At 65.0% G+C, this 15,934-nt stretch carries 16 protein-coding genes; 9 read left to right on the top strand and 7 right to left on the bottom strand.

The genetic code is table 11. The annotated features are described in order from the left end of the window. Positions 1 to 17: 17 nt before the first annotated feature. Entirely contained in the window at positions 18 to 266 is a 249-nt protein-coding gene (locus WOC76_RS11435; protein ID WP_341388427.1) for a hypothetical protein, read from the bottom strand. 224 nt (positions 267 to 490) lie between these two features. Between WOC76_RS11435 and metG the strand changes: the two genes are divergently transcribed. From metG to WOC76_RS11390, 9 genes are all read left to right on the top strand, one after another. Beyond that, positions 491 to 2,056 carry a methionine--tRNA ligase gene (gene metG / locus WOC76_RS11430; protein ID WP_341106778.1) on the top strand — a complete coding sequence of 522 codons (1,566 nt, stop codon included), beginning with the start codon at positions 491 to 493 and terminating at the stop codon, positions 2,054 to 2,056. Next, entirely contained in the window at positions 2,053 to 2,856 is an 804-nt protein-coding gene (locus WOC76_RS11425; protein ID WP_341106779.1) for a class I SAM-dependent methyltransferase, read from the top strand. Before metG ends, WOC76_RS11425 begins: the two co-directional genes overlap by 4 nt. A 32-nt stretch (positions 2,857 to 2,888) precedes the next feature. Then, positions 2,889 to 3,344: a hypothetical protein gene (locus WOC76_RS11420; protein WP_341106781.1), complete on the top strand. Its 456-nt coding sequence runs from the start codon at positions 2,889 to 2,891 to the stop codon at positions 3,342 to 3,344. Positions 3,345 to 3,411: 67 nt separating this feature from the next. Continuing rightward, positions 3,412 to 3,813: a hypothetical protein gene (locus WOC76_RS11415; RefSeq protein WP_341106782.1), complete on the top strand. Its 402-nt coding sequence runs from the start codon at positions 3,412 to 3,414 to the stop codon at positions 3,811 to 3,813. Positions 3,814 to 3,822: 9 nt separating this feature from the next. Continuing rightward, positions 3,823 to 4,614 (top strand): TatD family hydrolase, encoded by a 792-nt coding sequence (locus WOC76_RS11410; protein ID WP_341106783.1) that lies wholly within the window; start codon positions 3,823 to 3,825, stop codon positions 4,612 to 4,614. Then, positions 4,611 to 5,405: an MBL fold metallo-hydrolase gene (locus WOC76_RS11405; RefSeq protein ID WP_341388424.1), complete on the top strand. Its 795-nt coding sequence runs from the start codon at positions 4,611 to 4,613 to the stop codon at positions 5,403 to 5,405. The genes WOC76_RS11410 and WOC76_RS11405 overlap by 4 nt, the downstream gene beginning before the upstream one ends. Before the next feature lie 463 nt (positions 5,406 to 5,868). Further along, entirely contained in the window at positions 5,869 to 6,537 is a 669-nt protein-coding gene (locus tag WOC76_RS11400) for a cold-shock protein (RefSeq protein ID WP_341106784.1), read from the top strand. 74 nt (positions 6,538 to 6,611) lie between these two features. Beyond that, the gene (gene mazG / locus WOC76_RS11395; RefSeq protein ID WP_341106785.1) at positions 6,612 to 7,433 is read left to right on the top strand and encodes a nucleoside triphosphate pyrophosphohydrolase; all 822 of its coding nucleotides are present in this window, start codon (positions 6,612 to 6,614) and stop codon (positions 7,431 to 7,433) included. A gap of 61 nt (positions 7,434 to 7,494) precedes the next feature. Then, entirely contained in the window at positions 7,495 to 8,058 is a 564-nt protein-coding gene (locus WOC76_RS11390) for a cytochrome b (RefSeq protein ID WP_341388421.1), read from the top strand. On the opposite strand, the gene WOC76_RS11385 is transcribed toward WOC76_RS11390, so the two are convergent. From WOC76_RS11385 to ntrC, 6 genes are all read right to left on the bottom strand, one after another. After that, the gene (locus WOC76_RS11385; RefSeq protein ID WP_341388419.1) at positions 8,055 to 8,381 is read right to left on the bottom strand and encodes a DMT family transporter; all 327 of its coding nucleotides are present in this window, start codon (positions 8,379 to 8,381) and stop codon (positions 8,055 to 8,057) included. The two genes, WOC76_RS11390 and WOC76_RS11385, sit on opposite strands and share 4 nt — an antisense overlap. Positions 8,382 to 8,387: 6 nt before the next feature. Further along, complete coding sequence (gene hflX, locus WOC76_RS11380) at positions 8,388 to 9,740, bottom strand: GTPase HflX (RefSeq protein WP_445928466.1); 1,353 nt, start codon at positions 9,738 to 9,740, stop codon at positions 8,388 to 8,390. 8 nt (positions 9,741 to 9,748) lie between these two features. Further along, complete coding sequence (gene hfq / locus WOC76_RS11375) at positions 9,749 to 10,012, bottom strand: RNA chaperone Hfq (protein WP_341108791.1); 264 nt, start codon at positions 10,010 to 10,012, stop codon at positions 9,749 to 9,751. 658 nt (positions 10,013 to 10,670) lie between these two features. Then, a complete protein-coding gene (ntrX, locus tag WOC76_RS11370; protein ID WP_341431421.1) occupies positions 10,671 to 12,035 on the bottom strand; it encodes a nitrogen assimilation response regulator NtrX in 1,365 nt (454 codons plus the stop codon). Beyond that, positions 12,035 to 14,284 carry a sensor histidine kinase NtrY-like gene (locus tag WOC76_RS11365; protein ID WP_341106788.1) on the bottom strand — a complete coding sequence of 750 codons (2,250 nt, stop codon included), beginning with the start codon at positions 14,282 to 14,284 and terminating at the stop codon, positions 12,035 to 12,037. Before WOC76_RS11365 ends, ntrX begins: the two co-directional genes overlap by 1 nt. Before the next feature lie 161 nt (positions 14,285 to 14,445). Then, on the bottom strand, positions 14,446 to 15,921 hold the full coding sequence (ntrC, locus tag WOC76_RS11360) for a nitrogen regulation protein NR(I) (protein WP_341106790.1): 1,476 nt from the start codon (positions 15,919 to 15,921) through the stop codon (positions 14,446 to 14,448). Between the last annotated feature and the right edge of the window lie 13 nt (positions 15,922 to 15,934).

Raw genomic sequence — 15,934 nt, 5'->3', positions numbered from 1 at the left:
TCGCCATCCACGCCGCGTCAGTCTGCGCTCGGCAGGCGCCGCATGACGAATTCGATTCGTCCATCCTCGAGCTCACGCCAGAACTCGATTTCGGTCATGTAGGCAGCCTTGGGATAGCGGTCGAACCACTCCCGCGCCTTGGCGCGGGCGTCGGGGCGCGGCAGGGTGAATGTCTCGCGCCGCCAGCCATCGCCCTTGTCGCTCCTTGCTCGGCTTTTCTCGCCAAGCCGGCGCGCAATGTCCCTCGGCGCCCTGGACATGCTCATGACGACACTCCCGAAGATCGTTAGAAGATAACGCGCGGCCGCAGGGAAGGGGAGTCGAATCACAACCCCCCGCTCCCGGCCCGGACCACGCTTTAGGCGACGCGTGTTTAGAGGTGATGAAGGCCGGCGGCGCCGTCAGGCTTCCGGCAGTCGGCCCCATGTGTCCCGCAAATGGCGAAGGCTGCGACTTTCCCCTTTCGCAAAAGCGCGCTATCTCCGCGCCCATGTCTGAGCGCCCCACTTACATGATCACGACCGCCATTCCTTACGCGAATGGCGCGCCCCATATCGGCCACGCCTATGAGCGTATCGCGACGGACGCCTTCGCGCGGTTCAAGCGGCTCGACGGCTTCGACGTGCTCTTCGTCACCGGCATGGACGAGCACGGGCAGAAGATGCAGCGCACGGCCGAAAAGGAGGGGCTGACCCCCCAGGGCCTCGCCGACCGCACGGCCGCCCAATTCGCCCGCATGGGCGAGGCGCTGAACGCCCGGGCCGACGACATCGTGCGCACGACGCAGGAGCGCCACAAGAAGACGGTGCTGGAAATCTGGCGCCGGATGGAGGCGAACGGCGACATTTATCTCTCAAAATATTCCGGCTGGTATTCCGTCCGCGACGAAGCCTATTACGACGAGAGCGAACTCACCGAGCGCGAGGGCAAGAAATTTGCGCCCACCGGCACGCCGGTCGAATGGGTGGAGGAGGAAAGCTGGTTTTTCCGGCTTTCGGCCTATGCGGACAAGCTCCTCGCCTATTACGAGGCGCATCCCGAGTTCATCACGCCCGAGCACTACAGAAACGAGATCGTCGCTTTCGTGAAGCGCGGCCTTTCGGACCTTTCGGTCTCGCGCACGACCTTCGACTGGGGCATTCCGATTCCGCCCAGCCCGCAGACGACCGCCAACCATGTGATGTATGTGTGGGTCGACGCCCTGACCAATTACATCACCGCGACGGGCTGGCTCACGAAAGAGGGCGACAAAACGGGCTTTTGGCCGGCCGACGCCCATGTCATCGGCAAAGACATTACGCGGTTTCACGCCATTTACTGGCCGGCGTTCCTGATGTCGTCAGGCGCGCCGCTGCCGAAGCAGGTCGTCGTGCACGGCTTTCTGTTCTCGCGCGGCGAGAAGATGTCGAAGTCGGTCGGCAATGTCGTCGACCCGATCGAGCTCGCCGAACGCTATGGCGTCGATCAGCTGCGCTATTTCTTCCTTCGCGAAATTCCCTTCGGTCAGGACGGCAACTATTCGCACGAAGGGATCGTCATGCGGATCAACGCCGATCTTGCGAACGATCTCGGCAATCTGGCGCAGCGCTCGCTGTCGATGATCGCCAAGAACTGCGCCGGCGCCGTGCCGAAAAAAGGCGCGCTTAGCGAGGCGGATCAGGACATTCTCGGGCAGGCCGCCTTCGCGCTGGACAAGGCGCGCGCGGCGATGAACGACTATGCCCCGCATCATGCGCTTTCGGAGATTTTCCGCGTGGTCGCGGAGGCCAATCGCTATTTCGCCGGCGAGGAGCCCTGGGCCAAGAAGAAGACCGACCCCGCCCGCATGGAGACGATCCTCTATGTGACGGCCGAGACTTTGCGCCGGCTGGCGATCCCGCTTCAGGCCTTCATCCCGGAAGCCGCGGGCAAGCTCCTCGACCTTCTGGGCGTCGGGCCGGATTCGCGCGATTTCGCCCACGCCGACGCGGCCAATGCCTTGCAGGAAGGCGCGCCCCTGCCGCCGCCCGCTCCCGTGTTTCCGAGATTCGTGGAGCCAGAGGAGGGGGCGGCATGACCGACCCGGCCCGCTTCGTCGGGGACATCCCGCGCCATTACGACCGCGGCCTCGGCCCAATCCTTTTCGACCATTATGCGCGGGACATCGCGCAGCGGGCGGCGCTGCGGGCGCCGCGCGCCGTTCTGGAGATCGCGGCCGGGACGGGCGTCGTGACGCGCAGGCTGCGCGAGGTTTTGCATCCGCAGGCGACGCTCGCTGCAACGGATCTGAACGCGCCCATGCTGGAGGTCGCTCAGGACAAGTTCGAGCCTGGCGAGGTCGAGTTTTCCGTCGCCGATGCGCTGGCCCTGCCGTTTTCCGACGGCGCCTTCGACTGCCTTGTCTGCCAGTTCGGCCACATGTTCTTCCCCGACCGGGACGCGGCGCACCGGGAAGCCTGGCGTGTGCTTGCGCCGCATGGGCGCTACCTCTTCAGCGTATGGGACGCGCCCCGCTACAATCCGTTCTCGCGGATTGGGCTAGAGGCGGCGGCGCAATTCTTCCCGGACGATCCGCCGAAATTCCTCGAGAAGCCATTCTCCTGCCCGCAGATCGATCCCGTGAAAGAGTCGCTGATCGCGGCGGGCTTCACGCATATCGCCGTCTATGTCCTGCCGCATCTCCAGGAAATCCCCGACGTCCCCGCCTTCGCGCGGGGCCTCGTCTTCGGCAGCCCGTTGATCGAAGAGATACGCGCGCGCGGCGGGGTGGAGCCCGAGGCCGTCGTCGAGAGGCTCGCCGAGCGTTTCACCGAGGAATTCGGGAGCCCGGCACGAATGCCGTTGCAGGCCATTCTCTTCGACTCGGTGCGAGGGTGAGGCTCTTTCTCGGTTTGCTCCTCGGAGCCCTTTTGCTGGGCTCCGCGTCCGACGCTGCGAGCTTCCGACCTTATCACAACGACCGATTCGGCGTGACGGCGGACGTGCCCGCCGGCTGGCGCATGGGCGAGGCGCCGGAGAATGACGACGGGCGGGTTTTTTCGTCTCCCGACGGGTCGGCGGAGATCATCGTTTCAGGCAGCTTCGTCGTCCTGCCGATGGCGGAGGAATTCGCTCTGAGGCTGAAGGCAGAAGCGGGCGAAACAATCGACTACACGAGCCGGGGCAGGGACCGGATCGTCGTCGCCGGCCGCAAGGGCGACCGCATCTTTTACCGCAAGTCGGTTTTGAGCTGTGGCGGAACGGTCTGGAACAGCGTCTCGCTCGATTATCCCGCCGCCAGCAAGACGGCCTTCGACCCCATTGTCGCCCGCGTCGCCGGCTCGCTGCGTGGCGGCCGGGGGTATGGAACCGGCGCGTGCAGGTGACGCGTCGACCGGAAAGGCGCTATTTGTCCTTGGAAAATGCGGCGACGATCGGAGGCGAGCGGCCCGGATGCTTCTGCACCACGCCAAAGACATCCTCATCTGCGCTTTTCTTTTTCCCGCCATCGCTCCGGCGCAGGCCGGCTCCGCAACGGCCGCCGTTCCGGCGGGGAACAGCTTCGACGGGCAGTGGGTCATCGACGCCACGACTTCCAGCTTCTTCTGCCCGGTGAAAAAGAAGCGGCTCATCGCGACCATGGCGGGCGGACAAATCGTCAGGCTCACGGGCCTCCCCGCGTCGGCGACCGGGGGCGTCGGCGAGGACGGCGCCGTATCCATGAGCCTCAAGGCCTTTGGCGTCACGGCAATGGTGCGCGGCCGCTTGACGGGTGGGGTCGGCGCGGGCGACTGGTCTTCCAACAGCGTGATCTGCGCCAAGGGCGGCTGGCGCGCGGCGCAATCCGGGAACTAGAAACCACACATGCTCATCGACACCCATTGCCATCTCGACTTTCCCGATTTCGCCCCCGAACAGGCGGACATTGTCGCCAGAGCGCGGGCGCGCGGCGTCGGGCGCATGATCACCATCTCCACCCATCTCTCCCGCTTCGACCGGGTGAAAGCCGTCGCCGAAGCCTATCCGGACGTGTTCTTCACCGTCGGGACGCACCCGCATCATTCGCATGAGGAGGCCGAGCCGACGGTCGAACAGCTCGTCGAGCTCTCGCGCCACCCGAAATGCGTCGGGCTCGGCGAAGCCGGGCTCGATTATCATTACGACCACGCGCCCCATGAAGTGGCGCAGCGCGTCTTTCGCACCCATATCGCGGCCGCGCGCGAGACGGGCCTGCCGCTCGTCATCCATACCCGCGACGCCGACGCCGACTGCGCGGCGATTCTCGAGGAGGAGATGGGGAAGGGCGCCTTCCCGGCCCTGCTCCACTGTTTCACATCGAGCCGCCAACTCGCTGAAACCGCTGTCGGGCTCGGGCTCTACATCTCCTTTTCTGGCGTCGTGACCTTCAAGAATTCGGCGGAGCTGCGCGAGACGGCTAAGGCCGTGCCGCTCGAGCGAATGCTGGTCGAAACCGACGCGCCGTTCCTGGCGCCCGTGCCGCATCGGGGCAAGCGCAACGAGCCGGCCTTCGTCGCGGATACGGCGCGTTTGTTGGCCGAACTCAAGGGCGTATCGGAGGCCGACTTCGCCCGGGCGACGACCGAGAACGCGCTGCGGCTCTTCTCCAAAATGCCGCCGCTGGAGAAAGCGGCGTGACGCTCGCCGTCACGATTCTCGGCTGCGCTTCGTCGGGCGGCGTGCCGCGCGTCGGGCAGGGCTGGGGCAAGTGCAATCCGGACAACCCCAAGAACCGCCGCCGCCGCTGCTCGATTCTGGTCACGCGCGGCCATGCGCAGGACGGGACGCAGGTTCTCGTCGACACCGGTCCCGATCTGCGCGAGCAACTCGTCGCGGCGGATGTCATCCGGCTCGACGCCGTGCTCTACACCCATCCGCACGCCGACCATACGCATGGGATCGACGACGTGCGCGGGCTCGTTATCCGCAACGGCCGGCGCATTCCCGCCTATATGGACGAGCCGACCTCCCGCGACGTCTCCCACAAGTTCGGCTACATCTTCGTCACGCCGCCCGGCAGCTATTATCCGCCGCTGATGACCGAGCACCGGCTGCATACGGGCCGGCCCGTGACCATCGAGGGTCCGGGCGGACCGATTGAGGCGACGCCGTTTCGCCTCGACCACGGCGACATGGACGCGCTCGGCTTCCGCTTCGGGAACATCGCCTATACGCCAGACCTTCACGCCGTTCCGCCGGAAAGCGCGCGCTTTCTAGAGGGTCTCGACCTCTGGATCATCGACGCGCTGCGCTGGCAGCGGCACGGAACCCATCTCTCGGTCGAACAGGCGCTGGCGCTCATCGACCAGTTCCGGCCGCGCCGCGCCATACTAACCGACCTCCATGTCGATCTCGACTACGACGCGCTCGCCGCGACGCTGCCGGCCAATGTCGAGCCGGCCTATGACGGCCTGCGAATCGAGGTGTAATCCTTCGCCAGCCGCCGAGATGTGGAGCGGCGGTTCGTAATCGGCGTTGGCCCCGCGTCCGCCCCCTGGGGTTTGGTTCCATAATATCGATTATACGAATCGTGGGGCCCGGTATCTTCCGCCCTCCAATTTGAGCCCTGCACCGAAATCCCAGGGATCCAGGGGCCATTCCTTCAGGGATCAAATGCGGCGGCTTCGCGCCGGTCGACCTCCTCGTCTGTGGGGCGCGAGCCTGGCCGCATCGAAGCATTTCCTAGGGTTTTTTCGATCGGGCCACGAAATTTTCTGGCCAGATCGGGCCTTTATCTGGTAAAAGGCTTCCCGCGCGGGACTATATGGCATTCAACTGGCAACATCCCATCGTTTCTCGACGGTCGCAGATTGCGCGCCCGATTGAGCACGCCTGGGCGCATGCGTTTGACATAAAAGTCTTGCCGTGATTGGCGGAGACGAGCAGGTAAACATGAGCAAAGGTAGAGACTTCCGGGGACCTCGCAAACGCGGGTTCGATGACGACGGGCCGTATGGCTATGACGCCCCGCGCCCCAGCCGTGCGCCGCGGTCGCCGTTTGGCGGCGGCGGTTTCCCGGATATGGCGCCCCCGATGATGAGCAACGAGCCCGCGGTGGACGCCATTGTGAAATGGTTCAAGGCCGACAAGGGCTTCGGCTTTGTCGAGCTGGGCAATGGCACCGGCGACGCCTTCCTCCACATCGGCGCGGTGCAGGCGGCGGGCTACGACTCGTTGCCGCCGGGCGCCAAGCTGCAGGTGCAGGTGACGAGTTCCGTGAAGGGTCAGCAGGTCGCCCGCATTCTGGATGTCGATCTCGCCGGCGCCGCCGAGCGCGCCCCTCCGCCGCCCCCGCGCGGCGGCGGCTTCGATAGCCCCCGCCCCCGCCGCCAGGCGCCCGACCCGTCGTCGGCCGTGCCGGTCTCCGGCAAGGTGAAATGGTTCGACGAAACCAAGGGCTTCGGCTTCGTCCAGTCGAACGACGGCGGCAAGGACGTCTTCGTGCATATCTCGATTCTCGGCCCCTCCGGCGTGAACCGCCTGCTGGAAGGTCAGCCGGTGACTATGCAGGTCGTCGACACCGCCAAGGGCCGCGAGGCGCTGTCCATTACGCTGGACTGATCGCCCGAGGCGCTTCAAATCGACGCCGCGTTCCCGCGAAGGGCAGCGCGGCGTTTTGCTTTTGTGGGAGAGACATGTCCGGCGATATTTCGCGACTGATCGAGATCATGGCTGCCCTGCGCACGCCGGGGACCGGCTGCCCCTGGGATCTCGAGCAGGATTTCCGCTCCATCGCGCCTTACACGGTGGAAGAAGCCTATGAAGTCGCCGACGCCATCGAACGTGGCGACCTGGAGGATCTTCGGGACGAATTGGGCGATCTGCTGCTTCAGGTCGTTTTCCATGCGCGCATGGCGCAGGAGCAGGGCGCCTTCGCCTTTCCCGATGTCGTCGTGGCAATTTGCGAAAAGCTCATCCGCCGCCATCCGCATGTTTTCGCGCAAGCCGACGCGCTGACCGCCGAGGGCGTCACTGCGCAATGGGATGAGATCAAGGCCTTGGAAAAAGCCGCCAAGGCGCGGCGCGCCTCGGAAGGCCTCGCGCCCGCGAGCCTACTCGACGGCGTTCCGGTCTCCCTGCCCGCCCTTACCCGCGCGGTCAAGCTTCAGAAAAAAGCCTCGAGGGTGGGCTTCGACTGGAACGACGCCAGGCATGTTCTGGGCAAAATCCGCGAGGAGACCGAGGAGGTCGCGGCCGAACTGGAGGATCCGGAGGCGAACGCAAAGGCGCTCGAAGAGGAAATCGGCGATCTTCTCTTCGTCGTGGCCAATCTTGCCCGCCACGCCAACGTCGACCCGGAACAGGCGCTGCGCGGGGCCAACGCCAAATTCGAGCGCCGATTCCACCATATCGAGCGGCGCCTATCGGAACAGGGCTCCACGCCCGAAGCGGCGTCGCTGGACGACATGGAGGCGCTCTGGATCGAGGCCAAGCAATTGGAAAAGAAGAGCGCCTGAGACAAAGCCATAATTTTTGCCCGTCGTCGCGCTAGGGTCAGCCAAACAATATGGAGGCCAAATGACCCACGCCGCGCTTCGCTTCGGCCTACCCACGCAAATCTTCCACTGGCTCACCGTGCTCTGCGTCCTTGCGGCCTGGACGCTCGGCCTGCTCGGCGACGAACTTCCTCGCGGCCCCATCCGCCACGCCGGCGAATTTACACATGTGATTTTGGGCGAGCTTGTCGTGATCTTGCTCGCTTTGCGTGTTGTCTGGCGTTTCGTGGCGCCCGCCCCCGCGCCCGAGCCGACGCGGTTCGGCACGGCGGGCGATATCGCCGCGAAAGCCTTGCAGCTTGCCCTCTATGGCCTGCTTCTCGCCGTACCTGCGGTGGGCCTCGTCACGCTGTTCCATGGCGGCGAGCCGCTGTCGCTGTTCGGCGTGTACGACATCCCCTCGCCCTGGCCGAAGAACCGCGAACTCAAGCATAACTCCAAGGAGATTCACGAGTTTCTCGCCCATCTCCTGGTCGCGCTCGCGATGCTGCACGCAGCAGCCGCGCTGGTCCATCACTATCTGTTCAAGGACGACACGCTGCGGCGGATGCTGCCAGCGGCGGCGCTACCCGGCCGGCGAAGCTAAGCCCCCGCCTTGCCGCCGAATTTAAGGATCACGACGCCGAGCGTGATCAGCACGATCCCGAAAATCTCGGCGGCGCCGAGGCTCTGCTTGTAGTAAATCCAGCCGACGAGGGAGATCAGCGCGAGGCCAACGCCGGACCAGACTGCATAGGCGACGCCGAGCGGGATCTCTTCGAGCGTAAGCGAAAGGAAATAAAACGCCGCGCCATAGCCCGTCACGACAAGCAGCGTCGGGAGCGGATTCCGAAAGCCCCCTGACGCGGGCAGCGCCGATGAAGCAATGACTTCCGAGAGAATCGCGATAGCGAGATAGAGCCAGTGCATGACAGCTTATGCGTCCTTCTGCGCGGGGACGTCCGCGCCGTAGCGCCGCCTGACCTCGTCCGCGCGCTCGGGCGCGACGCGCACCAGGAGGCGGGAGCCGCCGTCTTCACGCGTCTCGCGCGAAAGCACCTCGGCATGGGCATGGAGCCAGGCGAGCCCCTGCCCGTCTTCCGGCGCAAGCTCGAGCGAAAGCGTCAGGCGGCTTTCTGCAAGCAGATTCTCAATGCGCGCAAGGAGATCGTCGAGGCCCTCGCCGGTCAGCGCCGACACCAGAGCCGGCCGGCGTGCAGGCTCATAACCGCGCGCAGCGATCCGCAGCGCATCCAGGCGTTCGAAATCGAGCGAGTCGATCTTGTTCCAGACCTCAATGATCCGGCCTTCGGCCTCTCCCTTGAGGCCAAGCTCCTCGAGGATGGACTCGACGTCGCGCGCCTGCGCCTCCGAGTCTTCATGCGAGACATCCCGGACATGCAGGATCACGTCCGCGAGCGTCACCTCCTCCAGCGTGGCGCGGAAGGCGGAAACGAGCATGGTCGGCAGGTCGGAAATGAAGCCCACCGTATCGGACAGCAGCACCCTCGCGCCGTGTGGCAGGCGAATCTGGCGCAGCGTCGGGTCAAGGGTGGCGAAGAGCATGTCCTGCGCCAGCACCTCGGCCTTGGTTAGCCGATTGAAAAGCGTCGACTTTCCGGCGTTGGTGTAGCCGACGAGGGCGACCACCGGGTAAGGCACGTCGCGCCGCGTCTTACGATGCAGCCCGCGCGTGCGCTTCACCTTGTCGAGGTCGTGCTCGATGCGGCGCATGCGCTCCTCGATGAGGCGGCGATCGGTTTCGATCTGCGTTTCGCCCGGACCGCCAAGAAAGCCGAAGCCGCCGCGCTGGCGCTCGAGATGGGTCCAGGAGCGCACGAGCCGGGATTTCTGATAGGCAAGGTGGGCGAGTTCGACCTGGAGGGCGCCTTCCTTGGTGCGCGCCCGTTGGCCGAAGATTTCGAGAATGAGCCCGGTGCGGTCGATGACCTTGGCGTCCCAGGCTTTTTCAAGGTTGCGTTGCTGCACGGGCGACAGCTGGCAGTCCACGCTGACCAGCCCCGCCTCCTGCTCTTTGACGATCTCCGCGATCTCGTCGACCTTGCCCTTGCCAAGGTAGGTCGCGGGACGCACCTCGCTCAGCGCCACCTGAATTTCGCCGGCAATGTCGAGATCGATCGCCTGCGCAAGGCCCACGGCCTCGCAGAGGCGCGCCTGCGGGTCTCGCGACAGCGCGGCCGCGCCGCGCGCAAGATAGGGTCCAACAACGATCGCGCGCGTCCGGCTTCCGCCCGGCGCAGGGCCATGGTCCGACTGTGTCTCGTTCAAAATATGTTCTACCGCTGCTTCTCCGCAGGCGCTTCGTCTTCGCCTGGCTCGAACATCTGGATCGGATGACCCGGCATGATGGTCGATATGGCGTGCTTATAGACGAGTTGCGAGTGTCCATCGCGCCGAAGGAGCAGGCAGAAATTGTCAAACCAGGTGACAATCCCCTGCAGCTTCACGCCGTTGACGAGGAAGATGGTAAGTGGGACTTTGTTTTTCCGAACGAAATTCAGAAATGTATCCTGAAGATTTTGCGAACGCTCCGACGACATCGGCTTTCCTGTTTGTTTTTTGATTGAGCCGAGCGGTTTGACGCCGCCCCCCGGTTATCTTTATTTTTTGGCCTCCGCAGGCGCGCATTAGACCCCTTCGCTTGACGAAGCGCAAGGCGGAAGTGGGCGGGAGCGTCAGCTCAGCGCCCATTGTGGCTGGGGCCCCCTCTCGATCGGCAGGCTCAGGCGGGACCGGCATGCGCCAACGCCGCAAGAAGCCTAGCAGCCAAGGTCGAGAATAACAACCTTCGCGTGCTTTTCATGCTGCGAGTCAGAAGAAAAAGCCGCCGCGCCCCTCCGGGCGGAAGCCGCCCACGCCGCTGTGGATCTATCCCACTCTGTGTGGGCGCACGCGCCGATGCAAGAGTTTTTATTGCGCCGCAATATCGCGAGCGGATCGAAACCCGCTTTTCGGGCGGACCGCAGGATTGGCGTGCGCCGGACGCCGGGCCGCCCGGAGCGCATGCCGCCTGAGAGCAAATCTCCGAGGACAGTTTTCGGACCGTCTTTCCTCCGATCGCGCGGGCGCCCTTCACCGCGACGGAGGTGAATTCCGCAGCCGCGACCTTTTCCCCACGCGACTGCAGCGAAAGCTTTTTCTCGCCGCGCCTCATCCTCAGAAAGAGGATGAGGTATCAGTCAAAAATTTTTGATTTTGCTAGTCGATCGAGAGCGACTTCAGCTTTCTGTGGAGGGCTGATCGCTCCATGCCGATGAATTCGGCGGTACGCGAAATATTGCCAGAAAAGCGGTTGAGCTGGGCCACCAGATATTCGCGCTCGAAGACCTCGCGCGCCTCGCGGAGCGGCAGGCTCATCAGTTTTTCGCCCCTGACGCCCGCCGGTGTGGCCGGCACGAGCTCCCCGACATCGGCCGGCAACATGTCCGCCGTGATCGCGGCGCCGGGCTCGCCCGCCGTCAGGATCATCAGTCGTTCGACGTTGTTCTTCAACTGACGGATGTTTCCTGGCCAGTCGTGCAACTGGAGGACGGCAAGCGCATCCTCGGCGATTTTGCGCCGCGGCATGCCGGAGGCGAGCGACATGTTCTCCATGAAATACTCGATCAGCGCGGGAATATCCTCCCGCCGCTCGGCCAGCGACGGCACCCGGATCGGCACAACCGCAAGGCGATGGAACAGGTCCTCGCGGAGCGCCCCCTCCTCTATGGCCGAGGCCAGGTCGCGCGCCGAGGAGGAGATCACGCGCACATCGACCTGAACCTTGGTGGAGCCGCCCACGCGCTGGAAGGTCTGGTCGACAAGGACGCGCAGGATCTTGGCCTGCGTATCCTTGGGCATGTCTGCGATCTCGTCGAGAAACAGCGTGCCGCCATGGGCCTCTTCCAGCGCGCCGATCTTGCGCTCGCCATCTGGACCCTCGCGCCCAAACAGCTCGATCTCCATGTTTTCAGGCGTGATCGTGGCGGAATTGATCACGACGAAGGGGCCGCCGGCGCGCTGCGAGGCCTCGTGGATGCAACGGGCGGCGAGTTCCTTGCCCGTGCCGGGGGCGCCGGTGATGAGCACGCGGGAATTCACGGGTGAGACGCGGGCGATCACCTGCTGAAGCTGATTTGCGGCAGGGGACGCGCCGACGATGCGGTCGAAGGCCCCTGCCCGCTGGCGCAGCGCCGAGAGTTCACGGCGAAGCTGATAGGCCTCCAGCGCGCGCTCGGCGACCAGCACGAGCCGATCCGCCTTGAAGGGCTTCTCGATGAAGTCGTATGCGCCGATCTTGATGGCGCTCACGGCGGTCTCGATGTTGCCGTGGCCGGAAATCATGACGACCGGCAGGCCCTTGTGCTGCTTCTGGATCTGCTCCAGCACCTGGAGGCCGTCGAGGCGCGAGCCTTGCAGCCAAATGTCGAGAAAAACGAGATGGGGCCGGCGCGCCGCCACTGCCGCGAGCGCCTCGTCCGCGTCCTTGGCCGTCCGAGTCCCATGGCCTTCGTCGCCCAGAATGCCCGCGACCAGTTCGCGAATGTCCGCTTCGTCGTCGACGATAAGAATGTCGCTCGCCATCAAGCCCCGCTCGTTTCGGATGAAATCGCCGTTTCCGGCTCGCCCCTGTCTTTCTCCGCCAGCGGCAGGATGAGCCGCACGCAGGCGCCGCGGCCGGACGGCGCGTCCAGAAGCTCCAGCCGCCCCCCGTGATCCTCTATGATCTTGGCGACAATAGGCAGACCGAGGCCCGTGCCGTCGGCGCGGGTCGTCATATAGGGCTCGAGCAGCCGCTGCCGGTTCATCGCCGGGAAGCCCTTGCCATTGTCGATCACGTCGATCTCGGCCATGCCGTCGTGCCGCGCGACCCTGATCTCGACCCGGCCCTTCTCGGCGGCGTCCGTCTCCTCGCGGGCGGCGATGCCCTCGGCTGCGTTCTTGATGATGTTGGTGAGAGCCTGGGACAGAAGCCGGCGGTCGAACTGGGCGTAAAGCGGCGTCTCCACATGGGTTTCGACGATGTCCAAGTCGGCGTTGCCGACGCGCATCAGAAAGGCCACCTGCCGCACGCATTCATTGAGATCGTCCCGCTCCGGCCGCGCCTTGGGCATGCGCGCGAAGGAGGAGAACTCGTCCACCATCCGCTTGATGTCGTCCACCTGGCGCACGATCGTGTCCGTGCACTGGTCGAAAATCTCTCGGTCCTGCTGGATGAGCTTGCCATATTTGCGCTTGAGCCGCTCGGCGGAGAGCTGGATCGGCGTCAGCGGATTCTTGATTTCATGGGCGATTCGACGGGCCACATCCGCCCAGGCCGAGGTGCGCTGCGCCATGACGAGGTCGGTAATGTCGTCGAGCGTCACGACGAAGCTCGGATGGCCCTCGCCCGCTCGCCGGGCCGAGGTGACGCGGATGTTGAAGGTCCTTTCCGCCACGCCGCGCTTGATCGTGATCTGGCTCTGGACCGCGCGCGGGAACAATTCCATGGCGTCGGTGAGCAGCGGCGCAATCTCCGGCATGACCTCGGCGATGCTCGCGCCGACCGTCGCCTGCCCCTTGGCGTCGTTGAGCGAAAGCTCCTCCGCCGTACGGTTGAGGATGGTGACGACGCCGTCGGAGTCGACGCCCATGACCGCCGCCGGCACGCCCGCCAGCACGGCTTCGGTGAATTCCCGGCGCTCGTCGTTCAGTCGGTTGGCCTCCAGTAGCCGGCGCTGCTGGAGGTTCAGCTCCGTCGTCATATTGTTGAAGACGTCGCCGAGCCGCGCCAACTCGCCATGCGAGCGGTCGAGCTTCACCCGCACGCCGAGATTGCCCCCCGAGACCTGATCGGTCGCGGCGATGAGCGTTCGGATGGGCGAAACCAGCCGGTCCGCGAAGTCGAGGCCGAACCAGATCGACGATAGCAGCATGATGGTCGTGAGCAGCGCGTACATCTGCACGAAGGCCCGCTGCACGGCGGCGCGGTAGCTGTCGAATTCGTCGTAGCGGCTGATGAGCATGTCGGCCTGTTTGGGAAATTCGACCGCAAAGGGGTCGATCGGCCGGGTCACATAGAGAAAAGTGTTCTCGAAGGCGCTCAGCGCCCTGACCGCCACGAAGCTCTTGCCGTCGTCGATCATCAGGCAGAGCGGTTCGCCCTTGCGGGCATTGTCGAATTCCGATTGCGGCGGCGCGATGATGATGGCCGAGGCGTTTTTGGCGACATCCACGCGGTCGATGATCTCGCCGTTGGACTTGACCAGCGCCGCGACCGAGAAGCCGAGAAAGTTCGCCCGCGAGGCGAAGATCTGATGGAAATAGTTCCGGTCGGTGATGAACAGCACGCGCGCCCGGTCGAGATCCGAGGCCGTGAGCTGCGCCTCCTGCAAAAGCGCCTGACACTGGCTCGACTGGAAGGCCTGCGCCGCCTGGGCGGTGTTGTGGACGAAGACCTTCACGCTCGACATGAAGGACGGGTTGAGCGCCCGCTCCAGAGTCATGGAGCCGGCGATGGCCAAAAGCACCGCGGGAATCAGGGCGATGACCGAGAATACGCCGACGATGCGCACATGCAGCCGCGCGGCCGCCTCGCCCCGCCGCCAGACCCGGTAGAGCCGCGTCGCCTTGACGACCACCATGACGAGCAGGACGCTGACGAGCACGCCATTGGCGATCAGCAGCGGAATGAGCCGATCGTCGGTCGGTGAGACGACCCCGAACTCGGCCGTCGCCAGGAAGGTCGCGAGGGCGCAGCCGACGGCGCCTATGACGATAATCGGACCAAACCAGGCGCGGGGACCCGCAACCTTGCCGCTATCGGTCAGCGCCTGTTCGCCCGCCTGTTCCATGGCCGAAACTATATGCCGGGGGCGTCACTGTGGCAAATCTGCAACGCGTAAAAGCAGCGCTTGCGAATGGGCGGCTCCAGATCGGGCGATATGATGGCCCGTCCCCACGCCGTGGGAGACGGGGCCGTCGCCTTTATCGCAGCCGCGGCCCCGTTGCGACGTCACCGCGGCGAGCGCATCAGCCTGATATCGAGGTCATTGACCTTCTTGCGCAAGGTGTTGCGGTTGAGGCCGAGCAGCTCGGCCGCCTTGATCTGATTGCCGCGCGTCGCCGCCAGCGCGGCGGAGATCAGCGGGATTTCGATCTCGCGGATGACCCGGTGATACAGCCCCGGCGGCGGCAGGCCATCGCCATAATCCCGGAAGAGCTTGGCGAGGTGCTGCTCGACGGATGTCGAGAGCGTCTGGCCGTTCTCCAGCTCGCGCGACGGCTGGCCGGAGCCATTGCCGGCAGGCCTTTCCGCGACCGCCTGGCGCAGCTCATGATCGAGTTCCGCCTCGACGAGCGCATCGGAGATCACCTCCTGCGGATGCAGCGCCGCAAGCCGGCGGATCAGATTCTCTAACTCGCGGATATTGCCCGGCCAGCGGTATTTCTTCATCCGGTCGAGCGCCGCCTGCTCGATATATTTCTGCGGCAGGCCCTCGTTTGCGGCCATCTTGAAGAAGTGATGCACGAGGTCGGGAATGTCCTCGGCGCGCTCGCGCAGCGGCGGCAGCCGCAGCGGCACGACGTTCAGGCGGAAATAGAGGTCCTCGCGGAACAGGCCCTGCTGGATCAGAATGCGCAGGTCCTTGTTGGTCGCCGCAATGATCCGGACATTGGTCTTGATCGGCGTGCGGCCGCCGACCGTCGTATATTCGCCCTGCTGGAGCACGCGCAGCAGCCGGGTCTGCGCCTCCATGGGCATGTCGCCGATCTCGTCGAGAAAGAGCGTGCCGCCCTCCGCCTGCTCAAACCGGCCGGCTGAACGCTGGTTCGCGCCGGTGAAGGCTCCCTTCTCATGGCCGAAGAGTTCGCTCTCGATGAGGTCGCGCGGAATCGCCGCCATGTTGACGGCGACGAAGGGGCCTTTCTTGCGCTTGCCATAATCGTGCAGCGCACGGGCGACCAGCTCCTTGCCGGTGCCAGACTCGCCGTTGATCATGACCGTCAGGTCGGTCTGCATCAGCCGGGCGAGCGCGCGGTAGATCTCCTGCATCGCCGGCGAGCGACCGACGAGCGGCATGCCCTCCATCTCCTCGGGCCGCTCCTCCTCGCCGGATTTCCGCGGCTCGGCCATGGCGCGGCCGACAATGCCGACGAGCTCCTTCAGGTCGAAAGGCTTGGGCAGATAGTCATAGGCGCCCCGCTCCGAGGCGCGGATCGCGGTCATGAAGGTGTTCTGCGCGCTCATCACGATGATCGGCAGCTCGGGCCGAAGCTTCTTGATGCGGGGGAGAAGCTCGAAGGCGTTTTCGTCCGGCATCACCACATCGGTGACGACGAGATCGCCCTCGCCCGACTGCACCCAGCGCCAGAGAGTCGCCGCCGTGCCGGTGGTGCGCACCTCGTAACCCGCGCGCGACAGCGCCTGCGCGACGACGGTGCGGATGGCGGCGTCGTCGTCGGCGACAAGTATCTCGCCTCTCGTCATCAGACCATTCTCC

Source organism: Methylocystis sp. IM3 (assembly GCF_038070105.1).
Taxonomy (GTDB): Bacteria; Pseudomonadota; Alphaproteobacteria; order Rhizobiales; family Beijerinckiaceae; genus Methylocystis.
This window is presented reverse-complemented; position numbering and strand designations above follow the sequence as displayed.

Excerpts from the sequence above, each read along its gene's own strand:
- hfq (WP_341108791.1), bottom strand. The coding sequence starts at position 10,012 with ATGTCGTCGGAGCGTTCGCAAAATCTTCAGGATACATTTCTGAATTTC.
- WOC76_RS11435 (WP_341388427.1), bottom strand. The coding sequence starts at position 266 with ATGAGCATGTCCAGGGCGCCGAGGGACATTGCGCGCCGGCTTGGCGAG.
- WOC76_RS11425 (WP_341106779.1), top strand. The coding sequence starts at position 2,053 with ATGACCGACCCGGCCCGCTTCGTCGGGGACATCCCGCGCCATTACGAC.
- ntrX (WP_341431421.1), bottom strand. The coding sequence starts at position 12,035 with ATGGCGAGCGACATTCTTATCGTCGACGACGAAGCGGACATTCGCGAA.
- mazG (WP_341106785.1), top strand. The coding sequence starts at position 6,612 with ATGTCCGGCGATATTTCGCGACTGATCGAGATCATGGCTGCCCTGCGC.
- WOC76_RS11415 (WP_341106782.1), top strand. The coding sequence starts at position 3,412 with ATGCTTCTGCACCACGCCAAAGACATCCTCATCTGCGCTTTTCTTTTT.
- WOC76_RS11365 (WP_341106788.1), bottom strand. The coding sequence starts at position 14,284 with ATGGAACAGGCGGGCGAACAGGCGCTGACCGATAGCGGCAAGGTTGCG.
- WOC76_RS11410 (WP_341106783.1), top strand. The coding sequence starts at position 3,823 with ATGCTCATCGACACCCATTGCCATCTCGACTTTCCCGATTTCGCCCCC.
- metG (WP_341106778.1), top strand. The coding sequence starts at position 491 with ATGTCTGAGCGCCCCACTTACATGATCACGACCGCCATTCCTTACGCG.
- WOC76_RS11385 (WP_341388419.1), bottom strand. The coding sequence starts at position 8,381 with ATGCACTGGCTCTATCTCGCTATCGCGATTCTCTCGGAAGTCATTGCT.
- WOC76_RS11400 (WP_341106784.1), top strand. The coding sequence starts at position 5,869 with ATGAGCAAAGGTAGAGACTTCCGGGGACCTCGCAAACGCGGGTTCGAT.
- WOC76_RS11390 (WP_341388421.1), top strand. The coding sequence starts at position 7,495 with ATGACCCACGCCGCGCTTCGCTTCGGCCTACCCACGCAAATCTTCCAC.
- ntrC (WP_341106790.1), bottom strand. The coding sequence starts at position 15,921 with ATGACGAGAGGCGAGATACTTGTCGCCGACGACGACGCCGCCATCCGC.